We start from the raw sequence: 26,570 nt of genomic DNA on the forward strand, positions 1-26,570 counted from the left end.
CCGGCAGTGCAGCAAATGGCAGCCATGGAGGCAGAGAGAATCGAACCGGGCGAGGACGCGATGCCGGCGCGCATCCTCGCCGTCGACGACGACGACCGCAACCTGCTGGCCATCGCCGAGGTGCTCGAGGGGGTGGGCGAGGTTGTTTGCGCCCAATCCGGCGAGGAGGCGCTGCGCTTCCTGCTCAAAGAGGAGTTTGCCGTCATCCTGCTCGATGTGTTGATGCCGGATCTCGACGGCTACGAGACCGCGGCGCTGGTCCGCAGGCGCGATCGCTCGAAAAGCACGCCGATTATCTTCCTGACCGCCATCAACAAGGAAGAGGCGCATATGCTGCGCGGCTACGACGTCGGCGCGGTCGACTATCTGTTCAAGCCGTTCGATCCGGTGATGCTGCGCTCGAAGGTAATGGTGTTCGTCGATCTCCACGAAAAGACGCGCGAAATCGAGCGAAACGCGGCGCGGGAGCGGCGGCTGCTCGAACAGGCGTTCAAGGCGAAGTCGGACAAGCTCGACGCCGAGCGCGCGTTGCGTCACTCCGAGGCGCGGCAGGAAACGATCCTGACCTCGCTTCCGGTTTGTTTCCACGCCCGTTCGGCGGAGCCCCCTTTTGCCGCAAGCTATGTGTCGAAGGGGGTCGAGTGTTTGACGGGCTTCGCGCCGGGCCGCTTCCTGGCGGACGCCGGTTTCGGCCTTGGCCGAGTTCACCCCGACGACCGCGACGAGGTGATCAGATCGCTGTCGGGCGCGTATGAGACGGGCTCGTATGCCTGCGAATTCCGCTGGCGCTGCGCCGACGGAAATTACCGCATATTCTTCGACCAGGGCGTGGCATCCCGGGACGGCGCCCGCCTCGAGCTGCTCGGCACCATGCAGGACATTACCGAGCAGCGCCGCCTGGAGAGCCAGCTTCTGCAGTCGCAGCGTCTGGATGCAATCGGCAAGCTGACGGGCGGGCTCGCCCATGACTTCAACAATCTTCTCGCCGCCATTCTGTCCGGTCTCAGCTTGCTCGAACGACGACTGACGCTCGATGGCAAGACGGCCCAGATTCTCGACATGACGCGCCGCTCGGCCACTCAGGGCAGGGATCTCATCCAACGCATGCTTACTTTTTCGCGTCGCCAGGACCTGAAACCGGTGACGGTCCGGCTGTCGACCCTCGGCGACACGATGAACGGCCTGGTTGCTCCGGTTCTGGGAGGTCTCGTGCGCTTCCATTGGCTGGTGGGCGACGACATCTGGCCGGTGCATGTCGATGCGGCACAACTCGAATTGGCTCTCATGAACCTTATCTTCAACGCGCGAGACGCCATGCCTTCCGGCGGGACCTTGACCGTCAAGGCCGGCAACCGCAGCGTCGAGCTCGAAAGCGACGAACTCGTCGCGGGCGACTATGTCGTGCTGGCGATCGAGGATACGGGTTCCGGCATCCCCGGCGACATCATAACAAAGGTGATCGAGCCCTTCTTCACCACCAAGCCGGTGGGAAAGGGCACCGGGCTCGGCCTCAGCACCGTCTACGGCTTTGCCAAGCAATCGGGCGGCACCCTGGCGATCGACAGCGAGGTCGGCCGCGGCACCACGATGGAGCTTTGGCTGCCGCGCTCCCGGCAGCCTCTGGACGCCGCGCCCGAGACGGAGGAGACGGTCACGGGAAAGCCTGACGGGGCAACAGCGGCCGCGCCTGAAGCGGCGGCCGAAGAGCGGTTGCCGACGGTGCTGCTGGTCGACGACAGCAATCCCCTGCGGGAAATGACGGCCATGTCGCTCAGGCAGTTCGGCTTCGAGGTCATCGCGGCCGCGGGTGGCGCCGAGGCGCTGGCCGCCATCGAACGGGAACCTGACCGGTTCGACGTGATCGTCACCGACTTCGCCATGCCGCTGGTCTCGGGCGTTGACGTGATACGCTTTGCCCGCAATCTGCGGGCCGGCTGGCCAGCTGTCATCATCACCGGCTATGCGGATGCCGAAAAGATCCTGGCACTTCCTCCCGACGTGGCTCTGCTCAACAAGCCGCTCGACGAAGAGGAGCTTGTCGCGGCGATCCGTGCCGCGCCCGGGCGACAGGCTAAGCACTAGCCGTTCGGCGTCTGCTTCGACGCCGCAATTTCTTGAAATACCGTCCGCGGAAATCGTGATCTTGCTCGCCGCATGACGAATTGTCAGACGAATCGGATATGGGGCACAAATCCGGTCCGGTCAGTCACGATTTTGCTTTGCCAGGGAACCGGGGGCGGGCGCTCAGGTTGATCTTCAGCGGGGGAGGTATCAGGAGGCCGAAAAAGTGCGGCGCGATGACTCCACCGAATGGGTTTCCGGAACCAATGCGGCGCGACAGCCGCTGATGAACGTGAAAGGCGGGCTTTCCGCACGCAGTTCGCGCAAGGTGCAGGAGTTCCTGAATGAGAATTTTTCGCGCAAGCTCACGCTTGCCGAGATTGCGGCCGTCTGCGGGCTTTCGCCTTATCACTTCGTGCGGGCTTTCTCCAAGACGTTCGGGGCATCGCCGTACCAGTACGTTCTCGACCTGCGGCTCGACTTTGCCGAGGGGCTGCTTGCCGACAGCAGCATGACGATCGCGGACATCGCCCATGTGAGCGGCTTTTCAAGCCAGAGCCATTTCACCACCACGATGAAGAAATACCGGCATGTAACGCCGTTGCAGGCGCGGCTGCGGACGGTCAAATCAAGATCGGGCGAGAGACCTCGTCGTAACAGCCCTTGATAATTTAATGGATGCTTATCAAGCAATTCTCTAAAGTAACAAATCATTCATCTTCTGCAATCCGCTCCTCGCTTTTCTTATGAGACAGCAAAATCTTGGAATACTGCGAACAGGAATCATGCCTTCTTGAAGTAATCTCCAGTTGTGCGGCGTTTTTAGCCGCCAAATGAGCAGAGAGGGGCCATGACCGACAATTGCGTTTCGAAGGGTTCGTTCGTTCGGCGCCGGGCGGAGCATTTTGCCGGACAGTGGATCGCGAACGCAGGTCCCGGCTCCCGCTCGCTGCGCCGCCGTTTGATGGCGACGCTACGCATGGCGCATCGGGTGCTTGGCATGCGGCGTAGAGGTTTGGGGCTCGGGACTTTTGGCGCCGGCGGGGCGGCCGGCGCGCTGCTCGCCGTGATTGGGATGCTGTTCCCGCAGACGGCGTTCGCGCAGGTTGTCGTCGGCAATGGCGTCTACAGCAACCCTGCCAACTGCACCAATCCCACCGGTGCAACTGCAGGCAGCACTGCTATTGGTTGTGGCGCCGCCGCCGGTGCCAGTTCAACCGCCATCGGCGTAAACACCAAAGCCAATGGCCAGAACGCCTTGGCGATAGGCGACTCAAACAGCACAACCGGCGACGGTTCGATCATCATCGGTTATGCAAATTCGGCCAATGGTCTGAATGCGATAGGCATGGGTGTCTTCGCGAGCGCCATTGGCACCAACGCACTTGCGGTAGGCGGAAACGCCCACGCCAACGGGGACGGATCGTCAGCCTTTGGCGTCAACACCACTGCGAACGGTGCAGGTGCCACCGCGGTCGGCAATGGGACGAGCGCCGCGCAGAATGCCGCGGCGCTCGGCCTTGCTGCCGCGGCGAGCGGCCTTCGCAGCGTCGCAATCGGAAATGGAGCAGCGGCGCCCGGCGTGGATGCCATTGCCCAGGGCACCAGCGCCAGCGCAAGCAACCAGAATGCCGTAGCTATCGGCTTCCAGGCGGTCGCTTCACAGATCAACTCCATCAATATCGGCGGGCGCACTGTCGCGGGAACGGGTGCCCTGGCACAGGGCGCCATCGCCCTTGGCACGGATGTGCAGGCATCTCAGCAAAACACCGTTGCCATAGGCATCCTGACCAAGGCAACGGGAACGAGTGCTACCGCACTGGGCAACACAGCCAGCGCCTGGGGCAACCAGTCCATCGCACTCGGCTTGGGAGCGCAGGCGGGCGTTCAGGCCAACACGGCCCTGCCCAACAGCATCGCGATCGGCACCAATTCGCTCTCTTCCGGCGCTTTCGCCGTCGCGATGGGTACTACCTCAGTTGCGAGCGGCGCCGCCAGCACGGCAATCGGCAACACGGCCGTTGCCAGCGGCGCAAATGCCTCCTCATTCGGGTCCGGATCCAAGGCGACGGGAGACAATTCGCTTGCCGCCGGCGTCAGTGCCAACGCCAGCGGGGTCGCCAGTACCGCACTCGGCATCGGCGCCGCAGCGTCGGCGCTGAGCGCCATCGCCGTCGGCAACAATGCCAAGGCCGATGCCGCCAACGCGGTGGCCATGGGCACCAACGCGGTGGCGACTGGCGGCCAGGCAGTCTCCATCGGCGCGAACAACACCGCCTATGGCAATGGCGCGGTCTCCATCGGCGATCCGAGCTATGCCAGCGGCACCGGCGCCTTTACCGGCGGCGCCAACAACATCGCCAACAGCGACGGCACGGCAACCGCCACCGCCGCCAACCAGGCCGCCGGCGCGGTGGCGATCGGCAACAACAACAAGGCGATCGGGCAAGGCTCCGTGGCGTTGGGTAACGGTTCCACCGCAGGTGCTGCCGGTCTCGCCGGCAATGTCGCGCTGGGCAATGGCGCGACGGCGGCGGCAAGCTCCGGCGACGTGGCGCTTGGCTCGGGCTCGGTGACCGCTGTGGCGGTGGGCACGGCCAGCGCGGTGATCAACGGCACCACCTACGCCTTCCAGGGCACCACTCCGACCTCGACGGTCAGCATCGGCGCGCCCGGTGCGGAACGCACGCTAACCAACCTGGCGGCGGGTCGGATCAGCGGCTCCTCGACGGATGCGGTCAACGGTTCGCAGCTCTTTGCCACCAACCAGGCGGTCGACGCCATCGGCGCCACGCTCAACAACATCACCGTCGGCGGCGGCATCAAGTATTTCCATGCCAATTCGACGCTGGCGGATTCGTCGGCCACAGGCACGGATTCCGTTGCGATCGGACCTGTCGCGACCGCGACGGGGACACGCGCCATCGCGGCCGGCGCCAATGCGAGCGCCACCGGCACAAACTCCTCCTCATTCGGGTTTCAAGCGAGCGCGGCGGGAGACAATTCTCTTGCTGCCGGCGTCAGCGCCAATGCCAGCGGAATCGGCAGTACCGCACTCGGTATCGGAACCGTAGCTGGCGGTGTCCAATCGGCAGCCGTGGGCTTCCTTGCCAGTGCGACGGGGCAAAGTTCCCTCGCGCTGGGGGCAAATGCCGCCGCCAGCAACGCCGGCGACGTGGCGCTTGGCTCGGGCTCGGTGACCGCTGTGGCGGTGGGCACGGCCAGCGCGATGATCAACGGCACCACCTACGCCTTCCAGGGCACCACTCCGACCTCGACGGTCAGCATCGGCGCGCCCGGTGCGGAACGCACGCTAACCAACCTGGCGGCGGGTCGGATCAGCGGCTCCTCGACGGATGCGGTCAACGGCTCGCAGCTCTTTGCCACCAACCAGGCGGTCGACGCCATCGGCGCCACGCTCAACAACATCACCGTCGGCGGCGGCATCAAGTATTTCCATGCCAATTCGACGCTGGCGGATTCGTCGGCCACAGGCACGGATTCCGTTGCGATCGGACCTGTCGCGACCGCGACGGGGACACGCGCCATCGCGGCCGGCGCCAATGCGAGCGCCACCGGCACAAACTCCTCCTCATTCGGGTTTCAAGCGAGCGCGGCGGGAGACAATTCTCTTGCTGCCGGCGTCAGCGCCAATGCCAGCGGAATCGGCAGTACCGCACTCGGTATCGGAACCGTAGCTGGCGGTGTCCAATCGGCAGCCGTGGGCTTCCTTGCCAGTGCGACGGGGCAAAGTTCCCTCGCGCTGGGGGCAAATGCCGCCGCCAGCAACGCCGGCGACGTGGCGCTTGGCTCGGGCTCGGTGACCGCTGTGGCGGTGGGCACGGCCAGCGCGGTGATCAACGGCACCACCTACGCCTTCCAGGGCACCACTCCGACCTCGACGGTCAGCATCGGCGCGCCCGGTGCGGAACGCACGCTAACCAACCTGGCGGCGGGTCGGATCAGCGGCTCCTCGACGGATGCGGTCAACGGTTCGCAGCTCTTTGCCACCAACCAGGCGGTCGACGCCATCGGCGCCACGCTCAACAATATCGGCGGCTCCTTGACCAACATCGCCGGCGACACCTCAACCGCCTATACCGACGCCAATGGCGTGGGCATCCGCTACGCCCGCACCAACGAGGCCGGCCTGGCGCAGACAGACGCCTTCGCGCAAGGGATAGGCTCCTCCGCCGTCGGCTACCAGGCGACCGCGTCGGCCGGCAATTCGCTGGCGCTCGGCCGCGACAGCCAGGCCAGCGTGGTCGGCGGGGTGGCGCTCGGTTCCGGCTCCGTTTCGGATCGTGCGGTAGCACCCACATCGGGATCGATCACCGCCGGCACCAGCGTCATCCCCTTCAACACCACCGACAGGAACCTGCTCGGCGCCGTTTCGGTGGGCAACGCCACCGATTTTCGTCAGATCACAAACGTGGCCGACGGCACCCAGGACCAGGATGCGGTCACGCTTCGCCAGTTGAAGGGCGCCCTGAGTTCCTTCGCGGTGACGCCGACCCTTTATTTCCATGCCAATTCGACCGCTTCCGACTCGCTTGCGGTCGGCGCCGAGTCCGTCGCGGTCGGTCCGACCACCGTCGTCAATGGCGACAACGGCGTCGGCATCGGCAATGGCGCCATCGTCGACCAGACCGCGCCCGGCGGAACGGCCATCGGCCAGAACGCGCATGTGATGCTGGCTGACGGCATCGCGCTCGGCACCAATTCGACCGCCAGCGGCATTCAGTCTATTGCGCTCGGCGCCGGCGCGCAAAGCACGTTCGCCGGCAGCGTCGCGCTCGGCGCCCAGTCCATAACGACGGTCGGAGCGCAGGCGGGCTACACGGCCTTCGCTCTCACCGCCCCGCAAACCTCGGTCGGCGAGGTGTCGATCGGCTCCGCCGGGGCCGAGCGCAAGCTCACCAATGTCGCGGCGGGTTCCGCCGACACCGATGCCGTCAATGTCTCGCAGCTGCGAGGCGTGTCGCAGAACGTCGCCAACCTGTTCGGCGGCACCACAACGATCAATCCCGACGGCTCGATCACCGGCCCGACCTACACCATCCAGGGCAACAATTACTCGACCGTCTTTGACGGCTTCACCGCCGTCGACAATGCGCTCACCAACATCACCAATGGCGGCGGCATCAAATATTTCCACGCCAATTCGACGCTGGCCGACTCGGTCGCCAGCGGCACCAACAGCGTCGCGATGGGGCCGGAGAGCGTGGCGAGCGGCACCGACAGCGTGGCCGCGGGCCATGGCTCGACCGCCACAGGGCAGGGCGCCGTCGCGCTCGGCCAGGGCGCGCAGGCCAACAACGCCAACGACGTGGCGCTCGGCTCCGGTTCGGTGTCGCAGACTGCCGTCGGCACCTCCGGCACCACCATCAACGGCAAAACCTACGCCTTTGCCGGCACGACTCCGGTCGGGACGGTCAGCGTCGGCGACGCCGGCGCTGAGAGGACGATCACAAATGTCGCTGCCGGACGCATTTCTGCCGACAGCACCGACGCGATCAACGGCTCCCAGCTCTTCGCCACCAACACGGCGATCGATGACCTGACCAAAGGCGTCGGAAACCTCACCCAGAATGCGGTGACCTATGACACCAATCCGGATGGCAGCAAGACGAACCAAATCACGCTGCAGGGCGGCGACGTGAACGCGCCGGTCGTCATCTCCAATGTCGGACCCGGCGTCGCCGGCACCGATGCGGTCAACGTCAACCAATTGACCCAGAGCCTGACCGTAGCCAAGAGCTACACCGACCAGGTGGCGGTCACGACGTTGCAGCAGGCCAACAACTACACCGACCAGAAGCTCAGCCAGCTCAATTCCGACATCGGCGGCATCAGGGACGAAGCACGTCAGGCGGCGGCAATCGGTCTCGCGGCCGCCTCGCTGCGCTACGATGACCGCCCTGGCAAGCTGAGCGTTGCGGCGGGCGGCGGTTTCTGGCGGGACTCCAGCGCATTGGCCTTCGGCGCCGGCTACACCAGCGAGGACGGGCGTGCCCGAGCCAATGTGTCGGGCACGACAGCGGGCGGGCACTGGGGCGTTGGCGCCGGCCTGAGCTTCACCTTGAACTGAGGCGGGGACCGAGGGGGAATGGACAGGCGGACCAGCCATGCTGGGCTAGAGGGAATTCCGGACGGAAAACCGCTGCGCACTTTTCCCGGAATTGCTGCGGCCGTTCTAACCTGCCTGGCATTTGCCGGCGGGCTTGCGCCGGCTGCCGGGCAGGTGGCCTCGCCCTACCGGATCAAGCCCTCCGACGTGGTCGTGCCGCCTGATGTGAAGCTCGGACAATACCAGCGCACCATTCGCCCGTTCGAAAACTGGACGCTGATCTGCGATGAGAACATCAAGGCCCGCAAGAAGGTCTGCAACGTCTCGCAGATTATCGAGGACGGGTCCGGCAAGATGGCCTTCAGCTGGTCGCTTGCCGCCACCCAGGACGGCAAGCCATACATGATCCTGCGCACCGCGCCGAACGCCAGGAGCGACGGCCTGGTGACGGTGAAGTTCGACGGCAAGCAGCCGATCGACGTCCACTTGAACGGCTGCAACGAAACGGTCTGCGTCGGCATGTTGCCGGTGGGGCCCGTGCTGCGCCAGCAGATCGCGCAGAGCGCGACGCCGGCGATCTCCTATCCGACCGTCGACGGCCAGACGATTACCGTGACCGCAACACTCAAGGGGCTGACCGAAGCCCTTTCGCCACTCAAGTGACCGGGGCAGCACCATGAGCCAGCAAGATCCTTTCCTGTCCGCGACACGCGGCGGCCCGAACGTCCAGGTGGATCGGCAGGCCGAGCCGATGCGGCGGTGGCCGCGCATCGCCGGGCTTGCGCTGTTGGGGCTGGCGATGGCCGGTCTTGGCTATGCCGCCGCGAACTATGTCGCGATCGCCGGCCTCGTCGGCAGCCCGATGGCCGCACAGGCCGAGGCGGCGGCGCCTGCGCTGCCGGACACGCCTTTCCTGCAGCACGTCAAGCAGGCCGGCGTGCAGTCCTGTTCGACGGTCTTTCCGGTGCTTGGACAGCTTTTGACGACCGGGACAAAATACAGCGTCAAATCGTCTTGGAACGATCAGGCTGCCGACAAGCACGCGGTCGAGGCGTTTGTCGGCATGGATTATGCGACGGACCGCTATAGCGGGCCGGCGGCCGGCGTCGTCTTCGCATCGCCCACCGCCTCGGGGTGCGAGGGGACGATGGTGCGGGTGGCGCCGTTCGCCAGCCCGTGTGCCGACATCACGGGCATGCTTCCGCAAGGCAGCAAGATCACCGACCATCTCGGCCAGGTCGAAGTGTACGAGCTTGGCGGCAACACGGGTCAAGCCATGCTGCTGCCGACGGGCAGCAGCTGCGTGGTGATCTCCGTGGCGTCGGCGGCGAAGTGAAGACGCAGGGCGTTGGAAGGGATTGGTGATGAGACCGGGATATAGGGCTGCCGTTTTCGGCCTCGCCTTGCTCTGGACCGGGCAGGTCATTTCGGCCGACATGCCGGGACCGGAGGAGCCGCCCGCGCCGCCGCCACAGGAGGAAAAAGGCATCTGGGCGGCGATCGCCTATTCCAGCGCCGATGTCAGGTATGGCTTCTTCTGGGGCGCCGACAAGCGGCAGGAGGCCATGGATATCGCCCTCAAGCATTGCGAGAATGCGGGCGGAAAGGCCTGCAGCGTGGTCAGCGTGTTCCGCAACCATCGCCATTGGGATGACGACGACCAGACCGGCTTTCCCTACAATCACTGCGGCGCGCTCGCCCTCGGCAAGAAGGAAGCCAACCGGTTCACGCCCTGGGGTGCGAAGTCCGCCGAGACCCGCCGGGAAGCGGAAGACCTCGCTCTGCAGGCCTGCGAGGCGGCGGGAGCCCAGTGCAAGATCCGCGAGTGGGTCTGTACGTGACGGCCGCCACGAGGCGGTAGAGCGGTGTCAGTTCGACCGCGCGCCAATCAGACAAGAGAAAGTTTCAAGCATTGTTCGATCTTAGACCCACCTCCTTGAGGGCGGCCGCCATCTGCGCGGCTGCCATGGTCGCGTCGGTGCCGCCTGCATCCGCGCAGCAACAACAGCAGGCGGCCACGCTGCCGAACGGCGCATCGTCGCTCCAGGAAACCTACCAGGATTGGCAGCTGGCCTGCGGCATCCAGGACAATGCCCGGGTCTGCATGGTCTCGCAGGACCAGACGCAGAAAAACGGCCAAAGGCTTCTGGCGCTGGAACTGCGCCCGGGTGCGAAGGGCGGAATGACCGGCACCTTGCTGCTGCCCTTCGGCATCCTGTTCGACCCCGGCGTGACGGCTGAGATCGACGACCAGCCGCCCGTCGGCCCGCTGAAATTCCGAACCTGCCTGCCCAATGGATGCATTGCGCTGTTTCCGGTCGATCGGGCGCTGGCGCAGAAACTGAAAGCAGGCACGGCGCTGAAGCTCACCGTCACCACCGCCGCCGATACCAAGCTGAGCTTTCCGGTATCCCTGAAAGGGCTCGGCCCGGCGCTGGATCGCGCAGCGGCGCTGAGCGGGCGGTGATTTTTTCCGCGCTTATCTCTCCTCGATAATCCGCAAATACGCCGCCGTCACGAACAGCACAATCAGGCCGAACAGAATGCGGCGGCCGCCTTCGGGCATTTGCAGGATGGTCAAAAGCGTCGTCAGCACGGTGAGAATCAGCGCGCCGATGATGGTGCCGGTGTAACCGCCGCGGCCGCCGAAGATCGAGGTGCCGCCGATGACGGCGGCGGCGACCGAGGGCAGCACCAGCGGCTCGGCCAGTGACAGGGACGGCGCCTTGATCAGGCCGATATAGAGCAGCCCGGTGATGCCGGCGAGCAGGCTGGAGATGACGTAAAGCGCCGTGATCACCTGCCAGTAGCGGACGCCGGAAAGCCGCGCCGCGCGCTCATTGTCGCCGACGATGTAGAGCAGCCGGCCGAAGCCGGTGCGGTTCAAGGTAAAGACGATCAGCACCGCGACCGGCACGAACAGGAGCAGTGCGTTCGGCACGGGAAAAATGATGCCTGCCTGAGCCAGCCGTTCCTGCAGCGCCGGCGAAGGTATGAACGCGTCCGGCAGGTTCGTCACCCCGGTGCCCAGCCAGCTGAGAAAGTCCGGGATCTTTGCGCCCGAGGCGATGACAGTGCGCTGGTAGACCTGCAGGAAGCCGGTGCCGATCAGGCTGGTGCCGAGCGTCATGATCAGCGGGTGGACGCGGAAGACGCCGACGCCGATGCCGTTGACGAGGCCGATCAGCACCGCCGGCAGCATGGCGAGGACAAAAGCCACCGCCGGATCCTGGTTGACGATCTGGGTGGCCATGATGAAGGCGCTCATCGTCGCCACCGTGCCGACGGAAAGGTCGATGCCGCCGGTCAGCATCGTCATGGTCTGGCAGCCGGCGAGGATCGCCAGCGGAATGGCAAATTTCGCCGTGTTGGCGATCCAGCGCTCGTTGACGATGCCGGGGCGCAGGATCTGCAGGATCACCACCAGGATGACCAGCAGGATGATCAGCGGAATGAGCGGCCTGTCGGCCATGAAGCGTTTTGTGCGGCGGCCGAAGGAGACCGGCTGGGGCATGGTCGCGCTGCTACTCATGGTGTTGCTCCCACCGGGCGGCCGCGGATGGTGATGAAGGCGCCGAACATGACCACGGCGACCATGATCGCGCCCTCGATGATGGCGGTGACATTGGGGTCGATGGCGAGCAGCGTCAGGTCGGTGCGCACCAGCCGCAGCACGAAGACGGCGACGATCGGTCCAAGCAGGCCGCCCTTGCCGCCGCCAAGCGCAACGCCGCCGAGCACCACCGCGGCGACGCTGGCGAGCAGATAAGGCCCGGGGATCGGCGCGCCGATACCGGTGCTCATGGTCAGCGCCAGCCCGCCCATGGCGGCGAACAGGCCGGACAGCGCGTAGGCGATGACGCGGGTACGCCCCACCGGCACGCCGCTGCGGAATGCCGCCAGCTCGCTCGAGCCGATAGCGTAGATGGAGAGGCCGAGGCGCGAGCGCCTGAGCGGCAGCCAGATGACGCAGAGGCAGACGATCAGCACCAGCAGCGCCTTGGGCAGCCAGGCGTCGATATTTTCAGGCAGGCCCGGTATCGGCACCGTGCCCGAAATCATGGCTTTCAGCCATTCGGCGGCAGCACCCCCCGGCGCGCCGAGCACCAGAAGGGCGGCGCCCTGCAGCACGAACAGCATGGCAAGCGTCACCACGATGTCGGGCACGCGGGTGATGACGATCAGCAGGCCGTTGACCGCACCCAGCACCAACCCCATGGTCAGCACGAACGGCACCACGAACAGCGCATAGTCCTCCGAGGCGCCATTCATCATCGAGGCCGCGGTGACGCTGGTCAGCGCCATCATGGCGGCGACAGAGAGGTCGATGCCGCCGGCGATGACGACGACCGTCTGGGCGGCCACCGCGAAGGCATAGGGCAAAACGGCCCGCGCCAGCGAACCGAAATCGCCGCTGCCGTAGCCCGGCTGGATCAGCTTGGTGAGGATGAACAAAAGGATGAGCAGGGCGAAAAGCCCAGCGACCCAGCCCTGGCGGCGGAAGAAGCGGCTCACGACGCGGCCTCCACGTCGGAAGCCGGCCTGACATCGGCGAGGATGCCAATATCCGCCTTGATGCCGCGCGGCAGGCCGTAGGCGGCGCGCATCAGCGTCGGCTCGTCGGCAAGCTCGACCGGGAAGGTGTCGACGACGCGGCCGCCGAAGATGACGATGACGCGGTCGCAGACACGCTGCACCTCCTCCAGCTCGGATGTGTAGAACAGCACCGACTTGCCAAGGCCGGCGAGCTCGCGCAGCAATTTGTAGATCTCCTGCTTGGTGCCGACATCGATGCCGCGCGTCGGGTCGAAGCACAGGATGGTGCGGGCATCCGCGGCGATCCAGCGGGCGATCGTCACCTTCTGCTGGTTGCCGCCGGACAGGCGCTGCACCTCGCCCTGCGCGCGGGTGTCGATCTGCAGCCGGGCGATGGCGCTGGAAACCACCATGCTTTCCCGCTGCACCCGGATCGGTCCCCATTTGCGCGGTGCCGCGCTGAAGGGCAGCGCGATGTTCTCGCGCACCGAGCGCTGCATGGCGAGCGCCTCGGTACGGTCGCCCGGCACATAGGCGATGCCAGCCTGAATCGCGTCGCCAGGGTGCGAGAACTTCACCGGCGCGCCGTCGACTTCGATCGTGCCGCCAGCCGGCCGGATCGAGCCGGCAAGCGCGGCGAAGAGCTCGTCCTGGCCCTGTCCCTCGAGCGCCACGACGCCGGCCACCTCGCCATTGGCGAGATCGAACGAGACATCGTTGAGCTTGGTGCCGAGCTGCAGGTTGCGCACGACAAGCCGCGGGCGGCCATCCTCGACGGCTGACGCCTCGCTTGCCGAGCGTGCCGCGACGACGCTGCTCTTCTCGACGCGGGCGCCAAGCATCATCTCGACGATCTTTTCCTCGACGCCGGGCTCGATGTCGACGACGCCGACGGTGGAGCCGTCGCGCAGCACCGTGGCGCGGTCGCAAAGCGCCGAGATCTCAACGAAACGATGCGAGATGAAGATCACCGAGCGGCCGCTGTCGCCTTGCCGGCGCACGACTTCCAGCACCTTTTCGGCAAGGTTGGCGGGCAGCGCCGCCGTTATTTCGTCGAGCAACAGCACGTCGGGCTCGACGGCGAGCGCACGCGCCAGATCGAGCACGCGCAGCACGGCGAGCGGAATGTCGCGCGCGGTCTCGCGGATGTCGAGATCGGGAATGCCGAGCTCGCGCACCCAGGCGCGGAACGGCTCGACCGGGGTGCCGGTCAGCCGCAAATTGGACAGCACGTCGAGATCGGGGATCAGCGCCGGCTCCTGGTAGACCGGCAGCAGGCCGGCGCGGCGCGCGGCGGCGGGCGTGCGCACGTCGCGCGGCTCGCCGCGGATCAGGATGCGGCCGGCGTCCGCCCGGATGGCGCCGGTCAGGATCTTCACCAATGTCGACTTGCCGGCGCCGTTGGCGCCCATCAGCGCATGCACCTCGCCCGGCAGCACCGACAACGACGCATTGCGCAGCGCCGCCACCGCGCCGTAATTTTTCGCCACGCCGGTGGCGTCGAGGAGAGGGTTGGTCTTCAAAGCGTTCTCGGTCCAACGGCTCAAATTATGCAGCCCAAATCAAATGGCAAGGACGCCGGACTTTAGTCCGGCGTCCTCTTCTTCCGTTTCGGATCAGGGGCTTATTCGCCCGGGCCCTTGCAGGCGACGATCTGGTCCTTGCTGTAGGTGGTCCAGTTCGGGATCGAGATCGAGACCGGCCATTCGGGGCTGAGCGACGGGTCGGCCGCAGCCTTGAGCTTGGCCTTGCCTTCGTCGGTGGCGTTCTCCCAGAGCTGCGGCTCTACGAGAACGGTCTGCTGCGCCGGCTTCTTGCCGTCAAGGATCTGCAGGGCGAGCGTCACACCGGCGCCGCCGATCGAGCCGGGGTTGGTGACGGCAGCGCCGACCAGTCCCTTGACCGAGTTCAGCTGGCCGACGAAGCCGGCGTTGTCGGCGCCGACGACCGGCACCATCGGGGCCTGCTGCTCGACCAGCGCGTCGACGATGACGTTGTCGATGCCGGAGGTCCAGATGCCGTTGATCGGCGTGCCGGTGGCCAGGAAGGACAGGATCTGCTGCTTGGCCTGGTCCTGCTGCCAGCCGGTGAAGACTTCCTGCGCGACTTTCACGTTGGGGAATTCCGCAAGCGCCTTCTTGAAGCCCTTGTCGCGATCGGAGTCGGCCGAAGCGCCGGCGGCGCCGCGCATATAAAGCACCTCGCCCTTGCCGCCGATCTGCTGGAACAGCCACTTGGCGCCGAGATAGGCGTATTGCTCCTGGTTGTTGGAGATGATGTAGGCCGACGGCTCGGTTACCGCCTGGTCGACGGCGACGACGACGATGCCGGCCTTGGTGGCTTCCTCGAGGCCGGCCTTGATGCCGGCCGGATCGGCGGGGTTGACGACGATGGCGTTGACCTTGGCGCTGATCAGGTTGCGGATGTCCTCGAGCTGGCCGGCGGCGTCGGTGTTGCGGTGGGCGATGTTGAGCTTGGCCACCTCGCCGGAAGCGAGCGCCTGCGCCTTCATGGCGCAGATCATTTCCTCGCGCCAGCCATTGCCCTGCACGGTGTTGGAAATGCCGATCGTGTACTTGCCCTCGGCGGACGCGAAGCCCACCGAGGCGAGCAGGGCGGCACCGGCAAGTAGCGGCGCCATGGTCAGGTATTTTTTCATTTCAGTACTCCTCCACATTGATTCTCAGTTTCAATTCCGGGCCCCCGACGAGATCGGAGCCGCTTTCGTTATTTGATGAAGGGGCGCAGCACGTCGCGGGCCAGCAGGAAACCGCGCTTGACCTTTTCGTCGCTCCCCTCGAACTGCCGGTCCTCATGCTCGATGATGACCGGCCCGTCATATCCGGCCCGATAAAGGCCCGAAAAGATACTGCCCCAGTTGATGTCGCCCAGCCCCGGCATGCGCGGCACCTGCCAGCCTATTCCGGCCGAAAGGATTCCGCGCTCGTAGAGTCCATCATGATCAATCATCAGGTCCTTGGCATGGACATGCAGCATGTAGGGGCCGAACTCGCGGATGAAGCGGGCCTTGTCGATCATTTGCCAGACAAGATGCGAGGGGTCGAAATTCATGCCGACGTCGCCGCCCCAGGCCTCGAGGATGCGGCGCCAGATCTGCGGCGAGTAGGCGATGTTGTGCCCGCCCGGCCATTCGTCATAGCTGAAGATCATCGGGCAGTTCTCGAAGGCGAGCTTGACGCCGTGGTCGCGCGCATGCGCGATGATGGCGGGCCAGACCTTGAGCGCCTCCTGCCAGTTGACGTCGACGGTTTTCGAGGCATCGCCGCCGCAGAAGGTGTTGACCACGGAAATACCCATGCGGCTCGCCAGCACGACCACCTTCTTCAGGTGATCGATGACCGCCTCGCGATGCGCCTGATCGGGATGCAACGGGTTGGGATAGAAGCCGAGGCCGGAGACGGTCAGGCCCTTGCCGGCAAGCCCGGCGGCGATGTCCCTGGCTTCGGCGGCCGAGGTGCCGGTCGCATCGATATGGCTGGTGCCGGCATAGCGGCGCGTGGCGCCGGACGCCTTCGGCCAGCAGGCGATCTCCAGGGCTTCGAAACCGGCCGAGCGCGCCCAGTCGGCGACCTCGCCGAGCGGCGTCTCCGGAAATGGTGCGGTGAGCAGTCCAAGCCTCATGATCCCTCCCAATTTCTAACTATGCAGATCGCGCCGGCTGCTTCAACCGCGCATCGATTGGCTCAGCGCAGACATGCCTGACAAAGGCCATCGGATCGCGCGACAGGAGCCCATCGAGAGCGGCGATGACATGCGCGCGAAACATGGCGTTGGCGGCGAGCTCCGGGTCGAAGATCGCCTCTGTCGCAAGGATTGCCTCAGCGAGCGCCTTGCTGTCGGCGCCGGTCGCATCGGCAATGGCCGCAATCCTTGCGGCAAAAGGATCGGACACCTGCCAGCAATTGCCGAAGCGCGATGAGGCCTTGACCAGATAGGCCATCCAGCCGGCCACCGGGACCGACAGCAGCGCGATGCTCCCGCCTTTCGCCAAGCGGTCGCGGATCGGATTGAGCAGGCGCTGCACGATCTTCTGCGAGCCGTCGGTGGCGATCTGGTGGTTGCGGTGATGGATCGCGGTGTTGGTGAGACGGGCAAGACTTTGCTCGACATAGGCGGATGGCGAGATGCCGGGCACGGGCATCAGCGTCGGCAGCGTTTCTTCCATCAGCATGCGGCGGACGAAAGTGGCGAGCAGCGGGTCGGCGATCGCCTCGAATGTGTGCTCGAAGCCGCCGAGCACGCCGAGATAGCAGAGCGTCGTCTGGGCGGCGTTCAGCACCCGCATCTTCAAATGCTCGAATGGCGTCACGTCCTCGACGAAGCTGGCGCCGACAAGATCCCAGCGCGGTACGCGGCCGGCAAATTTCTTCTCGATCACCCATTGCCGGAACTGCTCGCCGACAACGACGGCGCTGTCGCGGTAGCCGAAGCGTTTTTCGACCGTTTCGAGGTCGGCCGCGGTCGTCGCCGGCGCGATGCGGTCGACCATGCCTGAGGGAAAAGCGACATTGGCGGCGATCCAGTCCGCTAGGCCGCTGCCGCGCCGTTCGGCGATCGCGCGCACGACATTGGCGAGGATCACGCCATTGGCCGGGATGTTGTCGCAGGACAGCAGCGTCATCGGCCGGCCATGCGAGGCCATGCGCAGTTCTAGCGCCCGCGCCAGGATGCCGGGCACACTGCGTGGAGCTTCGGGGTTGGCGAGGTCGTGGACGATGTCAGAGTGGTCGAGATCGAGCGCGCCGCTTGCGGGGATGTGGCAATAGCCCTTCTCGGTTACGGTCAGGGTGACCATCTCGATCTCGGGCGAGGCGAGCACATCGAGCGCCGGCTCGGCGCTGTCCTGGCTGTCGACGACGCGGACGATGCTGCCGATGATTCGCGCCTCGACCTCGTCGTTCTGGCGGATCAGCCGCGTGTAGAGACAGCGCTGGCTGTCGAGAGTCTCAGTTAGGCGAGGCGGGCGGATGTTGATGCCGACCACGCCCCAGCGATCGAAATTTTTCGCCAGAAGGTCGTCGGTGTATTCGGCCTGATGGCAGCGGTGAAAAGCGCCGACGCCGATGTGAGCGATGCCGGGCTGAAGGGCGGCCCGGTCGTAGGTCGGCTTGCGCAACTCGGCCGGAAGCCGATCAAGCAGGGCAGGGCCCAGGTTTTCGCGGGACCCCGCCGCGCTCACCGGTTTGCTCCGATCACCCATTGCTCCTGGTCGATCAGCGCGCCGGTCATCGGCCCGGCGGCGTCGGAGAGCAGGAAGACGGCAAGGTTCGCGATATCGCTTGCCGAGAACAACCGGCCGAAGGGCTGCGTGGCTTTGGCGGCGTCGAGCCAGCCCGGACCATGGCCGAGAATCTCGGCCTGCATGACGCGTTCGGCCGGCGTGTCGGTCCAGCCGACATTGATGCCGTTGACGCGGATGCGGTCGAAGCGATGCGCGTTGGCAGCATTCCTGGTCAGCGTCGCCAGCGCGCCCTTGGTGGCGGAATAGACGGCAAGCTCCGGCGAGCCGCAATGCGCGTTGATCGACAGGATGTTGACGATGGCGCCGCCCTGGCCGCGCTTTTTCATATCGGCAATGGCCGCCTGCATCAGGAAGAAGGGGGCGCGGGCATTGACGGCGAAGAGCGATGCCCAGTCGTCGAGAGTGGCGTCGACGAAGGAGGCGCGATCGGTGAGGCCGGCGGCGTTGACCAGCCCATCGATGCGGCCGAAGTGGGAAACGCAGGATGGCGCCAGCAGCGCCGGCGCCTCCGGGTCGCCGAGATCGCTAGGGACGAACACGGCTGGAGCGCCAAGGGCCGACAGTTCGGCAGCAACGGCATCGCCGCGCTGCTTGTCGCGGCCGGTGACCAGCAGGCCGGCGGCACCCGAACGCGCAAGTGTCTCCGCGATCGCGCGGCCGATGCCTTGCGTCGCGCCGGTGACCAGCACCACCTTGCCGTCGAGCCGAACCTCCATCCCTCCTCCCGGAATAAAGTTTCTATTTTTTCAAATATGGAACGGCAATTCCCTCGCGTCAATCGCCGATCATTCTGTCCGGCGTGCGACGACGCCGTGGACCAAAGCCATGCCGACGGCCAGCGAGGCGGCGAGGGAGCGGAAGCCGGCAAAATCCTGCTCGACCACTTCCAGCCAGGTGTCGGAAAGCTGGACCAGCGGCGAGAAGGTGCTGTCGGTGATGCTGACGATGCGCGCCTTGCGCTCATGCGCAACGGCAACAAGGTCGGGCGTGATCGAATTGTAGGGGCTGAAGGAGACGGCCAACACCGCGTCGCGGGGGCCGATGCAGCCGACCTGGTCGAGCGCGCTGGAGCCGACATTGTCGACCAGCACATTGCGCACGCCCTGTTGCGACAACGTCAGCGAGAGGTAGGTGGTGACGGGAAAGGCGCGTTTGCTGCCGATGACATAGATCAGCTCGGCCGCCGCCAGATGATCGACCATCTTCTCGAAACTGTCGATGTCGAAGCTGTTGCCGATGCGGCCAAGCGAAGCCTGCGAGGCGCCGATCATGCCGTTGAGAAAGTGCAGATGGGCGTTGGGCTCGGCGGCCTGTTCGTGGCCCGCGCGCTCCGGCCACGAGCCTTTCACATGGTCCTTGAACAGGCCCTGGAAATCGGAAAAGCCGGCATAGCCGAAGATCTGCGCAAAACGCACCAGCGTCGAAGGCTGCACGCCTGCCTGGTCCGCCACCTGGGCGATGGTGCCAAGCGCAACGTCGCTCGGATGCTGCCACAGGAAGATGGCGACCTGGCGCAGGCGTTTGGGAAAATGCACGGTGCCGGAAGAAAGCACCGCGCGCAGCTCCTCATAGGTCTGCGGCTTGGTGTAGCCGAGCGCCGCCAGTGAACGGCTGCGCTTTCTCGCCGCCGTCTCCAGGCTGTGTGGAAATTGCTCGTCGGCCGCTTTGCGGCGGCCGCTCATAGGATATGCCTCATGATGACCCCAAACATCGGATGCGCCATCCGATCCCACCTCCGGACGCGGCCCGTTACCGGACTGGGAGAAAAGGCTAACGCGGTACAATCGTTTTACAAAACAAAAAATAGAAATATCATTCGAAAAATGAGCATGGCCGGCTGTGACAACGCCGGACGCTGTCGAGGGAGGATAATCGCAATCATGGTCTATGCAACCGCTGACGGAATCTCGCACAAACGCCTGGTGGTCGGCATGGTCGGCGGCGGCCGTAACGCCTTTATCGGCGCCGTGCATAGACTGGCGATGCGGCTCGACGACCAGATTTTGCTGGTGGCCGGTGCGCTGTCCTCGGACCCCGAAAACGCAGCCGCCTCAGCCGCCGAGATCGGCATCGCGCCCGACCGCAGCTATGCCGACTATCATGCCATGGCAAAGGCGGAAGCGGCGCGGCCGGACGGCATCGAGGCCGTGGTCATCGTCACGCCGAACCATCTGCACGCGCCGATCGCCACCGCCTTCCTCGAAGCCGGCATCGACGTCATCTGCGACAAGCCGCTAGCGACCACGCTGGCGGACGCCGAAGCGCTGGTGGCGCTGACGCGGGCGAAAAAACGCCGCTTCGTCGTCACGCTCAACAACACCGGCTACGCCATGGTGCGTCAGGCGCGCGAAATGGTGGCGGCGGGCGAGCTCGGCCGCATCGTTTCGGTGCATGGCGCCTATATCCAGGACTGGCTGACCAGGCCGATCGATGCCGAGGGCCAGAAGCAGGCCGAATGGCGCACCGACCCGGCGCGCGCCGGGCAATCGGCGGTGCTGGCCGACATCGGCGTGCATGCCTTCAACCTGGCGAGCTTTATCTCCGGCTTCGAGGCCGAGGCGGTCTCGGCCGACCTGTTCACCGCCGTGCCCGGCCGGCGGCTCGACGACAATGCGCATGTCATGGTGCGCTGGACCGGCGGTGCGCGCGGCACCATCCTCGCCAGCCAGACCTCGCCCGGCCACTACAACGACCTCTCGGTGCGCATCTACGGCGACAAGGCCGGGCTGGAATGGTCCGGCGCGCGGCCTGAGGAGCTGCGCTTCTCGCCCTATGGCGAGGAAACGCGCACGCTGGCGCGCGGCGGCCATGGCTCGACGTCGGAAGCGCGGCGCGTCTCGCGCATGCCGGCCGCGCATCCTGAAGGCTACATCGAGGCCTTCGCCAATTTCTACCGCGACGCCGCTGACATCATTCGCGCGCATCGCTCGGGCAGCGCGGTCGACACGGCCCGAACGGCGCAGGTGCCAGACGTCGTCGATGGCGCGCGCGGCGTGAAGTTCGTCGCAGCGGCGGTGGCGTCGAATGCGGCAGGAGGGGCGTGGACGCCGGCGCGGTTCGGATAAGCGCTGTGTCCTCTTGCGTGTTTGAGATAAGTCAGTCTGCACCGCGATCGACGACGGATAGGTCCGTCTGCCGGTGCTCGCCATCGATCAGGGGTGAAAGCCCGTCGAGCACCAGGCTTCTGAACATGGCGTCGACGCGGGACGGCAGGAGTTTCGGCTTTCGCCCGAACCACCAGTTCAGAGTCGTAAGGAAAGCGCCGACGATGAATTGCACGAGGAAGTCGCGCGGGATTGTGTCGCCATTGAGGGTCGACGACAGCTCCCGTCGTACCACCTCTGACAGGATCAGGCGTATCTCGTTCTCCGTCACGGCGCCGCCTCGCCCGCCGATCAGCGTGCGGTAGTGGTCGGCGTACCGGGCTGCGTGCTCGAACATGGCCGTGCTGAAGCCGAGCGGGTCGTCGTGTGAGGACCCGGCTGTCGCGCTCGGCACGGATCGCGCCTCCTTGAGCTCTTCCCGAAGCATCTGGAACCCGCTGCGCAGCAGATCCTCCTTGCCGGTATAGTGCGCGTAGAATGTCGATCGGCCGACATCGGCTTCATCGATGATTTCCTGCACGGTCAGAACCTCGTAGCCCTTGCGCAGCATCAGCGTGAGAAGCGCCTGGTGAAGGGCTTTGCGGGTACGGGCGGCTCGGCGATCAATTGACTGCGACATGATCACTCCTTTGCTGCCCCACACTGGTGCGGCGCGCCTCTCCCGGCGTCTTTTCCAGGACGGCAGGCCCGGATTGTCCGTTAACGGACGTTCCACCCGCATCGTTCGTCGAAATCCCGGACTGAGTGTCCATTATCATACTCATTGTTTCGAAGCTTCATCAACTCGGCAGCCACTGTGCCGGTGTTGCCGGGTTTCGAACTGCTGTTGAAAGAAGGACGTGGTGAACATGCACCATATGCGAAGCGAAGCGCGTGCCGCCGGGGCCGCAATCGGCCCGGAAGCCAAGGGCATCGGCTTTCCACGCCTCTATGACCTGCTGGTCTTCATGCTGACCCGCGGGCGTGACCGGGCCTATCGCGAGGCACTGCTCGATCTGGCCGGTCTGGCGCCCGGTTTCCGGCTGCTGGACGTCGGATGCGGCACCGGCACCCAGGCGATTTCGGCCTGGCGCCGCGTGCAGCCCGGCGGATCGGTGATTGGTGTCGACGTCTCCGAAAAGATGCTTGCCACCGCTCGCCGCAAGGCGAGCCGGGCCGGCCTCGATATCCCATTCCATCATGCCGATGCGGCCGAGCTGCCGTTCGAAGATGGGCGCTTCGATGCGGTCACTTTCACGACAGTGCTGCACATGGTGCCGGAGGCGCGTCGCGGCCTTTGCCTGCGCGAGGCCGCGCGTGTTCTGCCCCCTGGCGGACGGCTGTTGCTGATCGACTATGCCGGCCCGTTGAGCGAGCGCAGACATATGTCGGCAAAGCATGGCCTGCATGGACAATTCGACCTGCATCGCCTCCGCGAACCGCTGGCGGCGGCAGGGTTCGAGCGCATCGAAGATGGCCCACTCAACTGGCTTGGCCTGCACTTCCTGCGCGCCGTGAGGGTATGACGATTGCGATCACGCCGACGGCGGCGCAGATGCCCGACGTAATCATGGCGCCGAGCCCCACGACGGTATCGACGAAGAAGCGCTGCGAAAGGACGAACAGCACTAGAGCGTTTCACCGTTTCATGGAAACGGCGAAACACTCTATTTCTTTGTTTTTACGCAATTCCGGACGGAAAACCGTGTCACACTTTTCCTGGAATTGCTCTAGCTTGCGACGCGCAACCGACGAGTTCGAATAAAGCTTCTCAGCGCATCGGCATCCATCGCATGCCCGAATGCGTAGCCTTGCAGTATGTCGCAGCCAAGGCCTTTGAGCAGACGTGCGTGCTTCATCGTCTCGACGCCTTCAGCAATGATCTCGATGCCCAGGGATTTGCCGATTTCGATAATCGAGGAGACAACTTGCCTTTGCCGGGGTGAGTTCACGATAGGATCGACAAGCTGGCGATCTATCTTCAGGCGGCGAGGCTGCAATTTGAGCAAACTGACAATGGAAGCATAGCCGGTGCCGAAATCGTCGATTTCGATGTCGATGCCGAGTTGCTTGATCTGCTCAACGTTCCACGTGACCAGATCGTCGTTGTCGTCGAGGAAGATCGACTCGACGAGCTCGAAGGAAAAAGTCCCTTTTCTGATGTTGAGCTCCCGCAGACTCTTCAGGAGTTCCCCGTCTTGAAGGCGGCGCGCCGAAACGTTGACCGACATGCGCGGGATACCAATCTTCTCGGCAGACCATGCCTCGAAATCTAAAAGTGACTGGTGGAGGATTTTCTGGTCTATTGTCGAGACGACGTTCAGTTCCTCGGCAGTCTTCAGGAAAGCGTCAGGCGCCAGAATGCCTTTCTCTGGATGTCTCCACCGCGCCAGTGCTTCAACGCCGACAATATCCAGCGTCTTGGCGTCGAATTGAGGCTGGTAGAATGCGATGAACTCGTTTCGCTCGAGACCGGCCAGAATCTCGTCGGCAACTCTCTTCGTGTTGACGATTTCGCTTTGCAGCTCTCCACTGAAGAATTCGTGCCGGTTGCGGCCCCGCCTTTTTGCCCGGTAGAGGGCAATATCGGCGTTCACCAGCAACTGCCTGGCATCGGCGTCCCTGCCATTGTCGATTGCAATTCCGACGCTGACGCCAAAGCGACATTCATGGCCGTGATAATAAACAGGTCTGCGCATCTGCTCGATAATGCGGTCGGCGAGCACGGCCGGCTGGGCGACATCGTTATGCACCGTGCAGAGCACGATGAATTCGTCTCCGCCAATCCGGGCGACGAAGCCGCGGTCGCCGACGTTGGACTTAAGAACGGATGACGCATGCACCAGCATCGCATCGCCCGCCGCGTGGCCGAGCGTGTCGTTGATGTGCTTGAAGCGGTCCAGATCGACATGAAGCAGCGCTGCACAGCCGCCGCCCAGCCTGGCCTTTGCCGCATAATCTTCCAGCACCTGGTCCAGGTACCGCCGATTGGGCAAATCCGTCAGCGAATCGTGCAGGGCGACGTGTTCTATGCGTGCCTTGGCGGACTCGAGTTCGGTATTTTTCGACTCGGTCAGCTGTTTTGCGCGAACGAGATCGGTGTTCAGCAACACGTCTGCCGTCACGTCCCATTCGGCGCCGACCATTCGCGGCGAATTGTTTGCGGTCTGGTAAAAGATCGCCCTGGAGCGGACGTGACGAATTTCGCCATCCGGACGAACAACCCGGTATTCCGATGAATATGTGCTCCGCCCGGCCACGGCATTGTCGAAGTCTGCAAGCGCGCGAGGCAGATCCTCGGGATGAATGGCCCCGGCCCAGTCCGAATATCCGCGCGGCCCGCCATCTGCCTCCCTGCCGTATATTTCGTTGACGCGATCGTCCCAAGTGAGATGGTTGGTTTCGAGATCGTGCTCCCAAACGCCGATGGCCGACGCCTCCAGGGCAAGTTCCAGCCGTCGCGAAAGCCGATGCAGTTCCCAGTAGTTTCGCTGTCTTTCGTCAATCAGGCGGCCTGCCGCCAGGAAGGGGGTCAAGATCAATGCCGCCGCCGCCGCCATGATCGCCCGGAACTCCCAGGCGTTGGCGGGCGTGGTGGGCCAGCCGCTCCTGGGAATCGCGGCGATCTGCCACGAACCGGATGGGACAAAAACGTCGGCCGTCACCGGATCGCTTTGGACGACCCGCTCGTCACCGAAGAACCGGACTCCGCCGGCGCCAAGAGCGTCATTGCCGATGAGCGCGATGTCGATCCCGAGATCCTTGTCGAGAAGGCCGCTCGCCTGGTAAAGGCGCTGCACGTCGACGACCGCGGAAACGATGCCCCAGAACCGGTCGGTATTGCCCGCGCTTTTGACGAATACCGGAAATCGGCCAACGAAGCCCTGTCCTCCCTGCGCCAGATCGACCGGGCCGGCGAGAATGGGCCTGCGCTCGTCGCGCGCGCGCAAGGCAGCCGCACGCTGCTGGTCGTTCTTGCGGTAGTCGAGGCCGATGGCTTTCTCGTTGCCGGCCATCGGATACATCAGGGAAATGACCAGGTCCGGCGCGCCGGCAATGTTGCGAAGTTGGGACTCTTCGTTGAACAGGCGGCTGGCAAGCTCAGCGAAACGTTGCTGTCCCATGTAGGGTTCGGTCGTGACTGCCGCGACCAGGCCTCGCGCCAGTTGAAAATTGCCGTTGATGTTGCCTTCGAGCTTGGCGCGAATGACGTTGACCTTGGCCAGCACATCCGCGCGGGAGGCCTGGTCCGAGACGATCTTGTTCTGATGGTCCGCGAACACGGCGCAAACGGCAATAACGACGATCGCGATCGCCGCCGGAATTCTTGCCGGTGAAAAAACGGCCGCCTTCACACGGCCTAACCTGTTGGCGAAAAGAGCCAATAGGGCAACTTTCCCTTTGCTTCGCAGGTTCTCCGATGAGCCTGACCAATGGAAGTATTAGTGCGAAATAAATTAATTTTAGCCTTCACGATCTCTAAAAATTTGGCCTTTGGGCGCCGTTGCGCCCGGACATCGCATCCGAATTTTTCGCGAAATAATAAACAGGTTGCGTGAAAAACGATTCACGCGACCTGTTTCAAGTCTTTGATTGTAAGATGTCTTTGTCCCGAAACCGCTGCGCACTTTCGGGCGAAATGCTAATGAGCATCGACCTTTTTTGGGATGATCCGGTAGGTCCCCAGACCACGCTTGGTCGCCCCAATTGAATAGGCCATCGGAATCTTGGGGGTATTTTCCGGCAGGCGGTACATATCCTTGCCGGCCCTGACCGCGAATGAAAAGTGCTGCCAGGAAACCGTGTCGTGCTCGTTCAGAAAATCGAGCGACATCCCCGCCTTTATCAGCGCGTTCACCACGTCGCTGATCGGATGGATCCACTCATAGTAGCGAGGATGCTTCAAGGTGCGCTCATCGCCGGTATAGGTCAGCTCCTCGTTCCAGACGAGCGGCCGCGCTATCGGCGTTCGCCAGTCGTCCTTCAATTCGAGAGCGGCAGCCTTGCGATCGCACTGAAACATCAAGGGATGGCCCTCGGCCAAATAGAGCCGGCCGCCGGGCCGCAGAAGATCGGCGACCACCCGCGCCCAACGGAAGACATCGTCAAGCCAGTTCACCGAGCCCCAGGTGACGTAGACGATGTCATAGGTTTGATCGAGCGCCTCGACAGCCTCGTATAGCGACGCCTCCACGAAACGAACATCGCTGCCCGCCTTGGATGCGAAATCCCGCGCGGCGGCGATTGCCCTTGGTGAAAAGTCCAGGCCGGTGACGCTGCCCGCGCCGAGATTCCTCAGGCTGATCGTGTCGAGCCCGATGTGACATTGCAGATGGACGATATCCTTCCCCGAAATGTCGCCGACCTCGCGCGTTTCCAGCTCGTAGAGATTGGACCCGCCAGACAGCACATTCTCGATGCGGTAGCTGCCCGTTCTGTCGGTCGCATGCAGTTCGGCCCGATCGTCCCAATTCAGGAGATTCGCGTCCAAAAACGGTTCCAAACTACCCCCCCATCTCAGCTGTCGCAGGGTTAACAGCTGGTTAATGCACATTGC

General features: G+C 64.4%; 20 protein-coding genes. 9 read left to right on the forward strand and 11 right to left on the reverse strand.

All coding sequences use genetic code 11. From position 1 onward, the window contains the following. The first annotated feature begins 24 nt into the window (after positions 1–24). The 7 genes from FJ974_RS08300 (at position 25) to FJ974_RS08330 (ending at position 10,598) form a co-directional block, all read left to right on the forward strand. Positions 25–2,082, forward strand: coding sequence for a response regulator (locus tag FJ974_RS08300; RefSeq protein ID WP_226891518.1), 2,058 nt, complete (start codon positions 25–27; stop codon positions 2,080–2,082). Positions 2,083–2,287: 205 nt separating this feature from the next. After that, the gene (locus tag FJ974_RS08305) at positions 2,288–2,728 is read left to right on the forward strand and encodes a helix-turn-helix transcriptional regulator (protein WP_226891520.1); all 441 of its coding nucleotides are present in this window, start codon (positions 2,288–2,290) and stop codon (positions 2,726–2,728) included. Positions 2,729–2,911: 183 nt separating this feature from the next. After that, positions 2,912–8,152 (forward strand): YadA-like family protein, encoded by a 5,241-nt coding sequence (locus FJ974_RS08310; RefSeq protein ID WP_226891522.1) that lies wholly within the window; start codon positions 2,912–2,914, stop codon positions 8,150–8,152. 18 nt (positions 8,153–8,170) lie between these two features. After that, positions 8,171–8,794, forward strand: coding sequence for an invasion associated locus B family protein (locus FJ974_RS08315; RefSeq protein WP_140529643.1), 624 nt, complete (start codon positions 8,171–8,173; stop codon positions 8,792–8,794). Positions 8,795–8,807: 13 nt separating this feature from the next. Next, positions 8,808–9,467 carry a hypothetical protein gene (locus tag FJ974_RS08320; RefSeq protein WP_140529645.1) on the forward strand — a complete coding sequence of 220 codons (660 nt, stop codon included), beginning with the start codon at positions 8,808–8,810 and terminating at the stop codon, positions 9,465–9,467. Positions 9,468–9,495: 28 nt separating this feature from the next. Beyond that, on the forward strand, positions 9,496–9,972 hold the full coding sequence (locus tag FJ974_RS08325; RefSeq protein ID WP_140529647.1) for a DUF4189 domain-containing protein: 477 nt from the start codon (positions 9,496–9,498) through the stop codon (positions 9,970–9,972). A 125-nt stretch (positions 9,973–10,097) separates the two neighbouring features. Beyond that, on the forward strand, positions 10,098–10,598 hold the full coding sequence (locus FJ974_RS08330) for an invasion associated locus B family protein (RefSeq protein ID WP_140529649.1): 501 nt from the start codon (positions 10,098–10,100) through the stop codon (positions 10,596–10,598). A 12-nt stretch (positions 10,599–10,610) separates the two neighbouring features. On the opposite strand, the gene FJ974_RS08335 is transcribed toward FJ974_RS08330, so the two are convergent. From FJ974_RS08335 to FJ974_RS08370, 8 genes are all read right to left on the reverse strand, one after another. After that, a complete protein-coding gene (locus tag FJ974_RS08335; RefSeq protein WP_140529651.1) occupies positions 10,611–11,663 on the reverse strand; it encodes an ABC transporter permease in 1,053 nt (350 codons plus the stop codon). Then, entirely contained in the window at positions 11,660–12,646 is a 987-nt protein-coding gene (locus FJ974_RS08340; protein ID WP_140529653.1) for an ABC transporter permease, read from the reverse strand. The genes FJ974_RS08335 and FJ974_RS08340 overlap by 4 nt, the downstream gene beginning before the upstream one ends. Beyond that, a complete protein-coding gene (locus FJ974_RS08345; RefSeq protein ID WP_140529655.1) occupies positions 12,643–14,190 on the reverse strand; it encodes a sugar ABC transporter ATP-binding protein in 1,548 nt (515 codons plus the stop codon). Before FJ974_RS08345 ends, FJ974_RS08340 begins: the two co-directional genes overlap by 4 nt. Positions 14,191–14,291: 101 nt before the next feature. Beyond that, positions 14,292–15,326 carry an ABC transporter substrate-binding protein gene (locus FJ974_RS08350; RefSeq protein ID WP_140529657.1) on the reverse strand — a complete coding sequence of 345 codons (1,035 nt, stop codon included), beginning with the start codon at positions 15,324–15,326 and terminating at the stop codon, positions 14,292–14,294. Positions 15,327–15,394: 68 nt separating this feature from the next. Continuing rightward, entirely contained in the window at positions 15,395–16,309 is a 915-nt protein-coding gene (locus FJ974_RS08355; protein WP_140529658.1) for a sugar phosphate isomerase/epimerase family protein, read from the reverse strand. A 19-nt stretch (positions 16,310–16,328) separates the two neighbouring features. Continuing rightward, positions 16,329–17,867 (reverse strand): mannitol dehydrogenase family protein, encoded by a 1,539-nt coding sequence (locus FJ974_RS08360; RefSeq protein WP_226891523.1) that lies wholly within the window; start codon positions 17,865–17,867, stop codon positions 16,329–16,331. Continuing rightward, entirely contained in the window at positions 17,864–18,646 is a 783-nt protein-coding gene (locus FJ974_RS08365) for an SDR family oxidoreductase (protein WP_140529661.1), read from the reverse strand. Before FJ974_RS08365 ends, FJ974_RS08360 begins: the two co-directional genes overlap by 4 nt. Before the next feature lie 69 nt (positions 18,647–18,715). Next, entirely contained in the window at positions 18,716–19,612 is an 897-nt protein-coding gene (locus tag FJ974_RS08370; protein WP_140529663.1) for a MurR/RpiR family transcriptional regulator, read from the reverse strand. A gap of 198 nt (positions 19,613–19,810) precedes the next feature. Between FJ974_RS08370 and FJ974_RS08375 the strand changes: the two genes are divergently transcribed. Beyond that, on the forward strand, positions 19,811–20,995 hold the full coding sequence (locus FJ974_RS08375) for a Gfo/Idh/MocA family protein (protein WP_140529665.1): 1,185 nt from the start codon (positions 19,811–19,813) through the stop codon (positions 20,993–20,995). A 31-nt stretch (positions 20,996–21,026) separates the two neighbouring features. Here the strand turns inward: FJ974_RS08375 and FJ974_RS08380 are convergent, their stop codons facing one another. Continuing rightward, positions 21,027–21,653 (reverse strand): TetR/AcrR family transcriptional regulator, encoded by a 627-nt coding sequence (locus tag FJ974_RS08380; RefSeq protein ID WP_140529666.1) that lies wholly within the window; start codon positions 21,651–21,653, stop codon positions 21,027–21,029. Positions 21,654–21,882: 229 nt separating this feature from the next. Between FJ974_RS08380 and FJ974_RS08385 the strand changes: the two genes are divergently transcribed. Then, on the forward strand, positions 21,883–22,539 hold the full coding sequence (locus FJ974_RS08385; RefSeq protein WP_226891610.1) for a methyltransferase domain-containing protein: 657 nt from the start codon (positions 21,883–21,885) through the stop codon (positions 22,537–22,539). Between the two features lie 204 nt (positions 22,540–22,743). Here FJ974_RS08385 and FJ974_RS08390 read toward each other — a convergent pair whose 3' ends face one another. Next, entirely contained in the window at positions 22,744–25,368 is a 2,625-nt protein-coding gene (locus FJ974_RS08390) for an EAL domain-containing protein (protein WP_226891611.1), read from the reverse strand. Positions 25,369–25,655: 287 nt separating this feature from the next. Continuing rightward, positions 25,656–26,567 (reverse strand): class I SAM-dependent methyltransferase, encoded by a 912-nt coding sequence (locus FJ974_RS08395; protein WP_226891525.1) that lies wholly within the window; start codon positions 26,565–26,567, stop codon positions 25,656–25,658. Positions 26,568–26,570 lie beyond the last annotated feature (3 nt).

Origin of the sequence: Mesorhizobium sp. B1-1-8, assembly GCF_006442795.2 — a bacterium.
Lineage (GTDB): Bacteria > Pseudomonadota > Alphaproteobacteria > Rhizobiales > Rhizobiaceae > Mesorhizobium.

Bases quoted from the DNA above. Each gene is read 5' to 3' on its own strand.
- FJ974_RS08300 (WP_226891518.1), top strand. From the start codon at position 25: ATGGAGGCAGAGAGAATCGAACCGGGCGAGGACGCGATGCCGGCGCGC.
- FJ974_RS08310 (WP_226891522.1), top strand. From the start codon at position 2,912: ATGACCGACAATTGCGTTTCGAAGGGTTCGTTCGTTCGGCGCCGGGCG.
- FJ974_RS08315 (WP_140529643.1), top strand. From the start codon at position 8,171: ATGGACAGGCGGACCAGCCATGCTGGGCTAGAGGGAATTCCGGACGGA.
- FJ974_RS08320 (WP_140529645.1), top strand. From the start codon at position 8,808: ATGAGCCAGCAAGATCCTTTCCTGTCCGCGACACGCGGCGGCCCGAAC.
- FJ974_RS08325 (WP_140529647.1), top strand. From the start codon at position 9,496: ATGAGACCGGGATATAGGGCTGCCGTTTTCGGCCTCGCCTTGCTCTGG.
- FJ974_RS08330 (WP_140529649.1), top strand. From the start codon at position 10,098: ATGGTCGCGTCGGTGCCGCCTGCATCCGCGCAGCAACAACAGCAGGCG.
- FJ974_RS08335 (WP_140529651.1), bottom strand. From the start codon at position 11,663: ATGAGTAGCAGCGCGACCATGCCCCAGCCGGTCTCCTTCGGCCGCCGC.
- FJ974_RS08350 (WP_140529657.1), bottom strand. From the start codon at position 15,326: ATGAAAAAATACCTGACCATGGCGCCGCTACTTGCCGGTGCCGCCCTG.
- FJ974_RS08355 (WP_140529658.1), bottom strand. From the start codon at position 16,309: ATGAGGCTTGGACTGCTCACCGCACCATTTCCGGAGACGCCGCTCGGC.
- FJ974_RS08365 (WP_140529661.1), bottom strand. From the start codon at position 18,646: ATGGAGGTTCGGCTCGACGGCAAGGTGGTGCTGGTCACCGGCGCGACG.
- FJ974_RS08370 (WP_140529663.1), bottom strand. From the start codon at position 19,612: ATGAGCGGCCGCCGCAAAGCGGCCGACGAGCAATTTCCACACAGCCTG.
- FJ974_RS08375 (WP_140529665.1), top strand. From the start codon at position 19,811: ATGGTCTATGCAACCGCTGACGGAATCTCGCACAAACGCCTGGTGGTC.
- FJ974_RS08380 (WP_140529666.1), bottom strand. From the start codon at position 21,653: ATGTCGCAGTCAATTGATCGCCGAGCCGCCCGTACCCGCAAAGCCCTT.
- FJ974_RS08385 (WP_226891610.1), top strand. From the start codon at position 21,883: ATGCACCATATGCGAAGCGAAGCGCGTGCCGCCGGGGCCGCAATCGGC.
- FJ974_RS08395 (WP_226891525.1), bottom strand. From the start codon at position 26,567: ATGTGCATTAACCAGCTGTTAACCCTGCGACAGCTGAGATGGGGGGGT.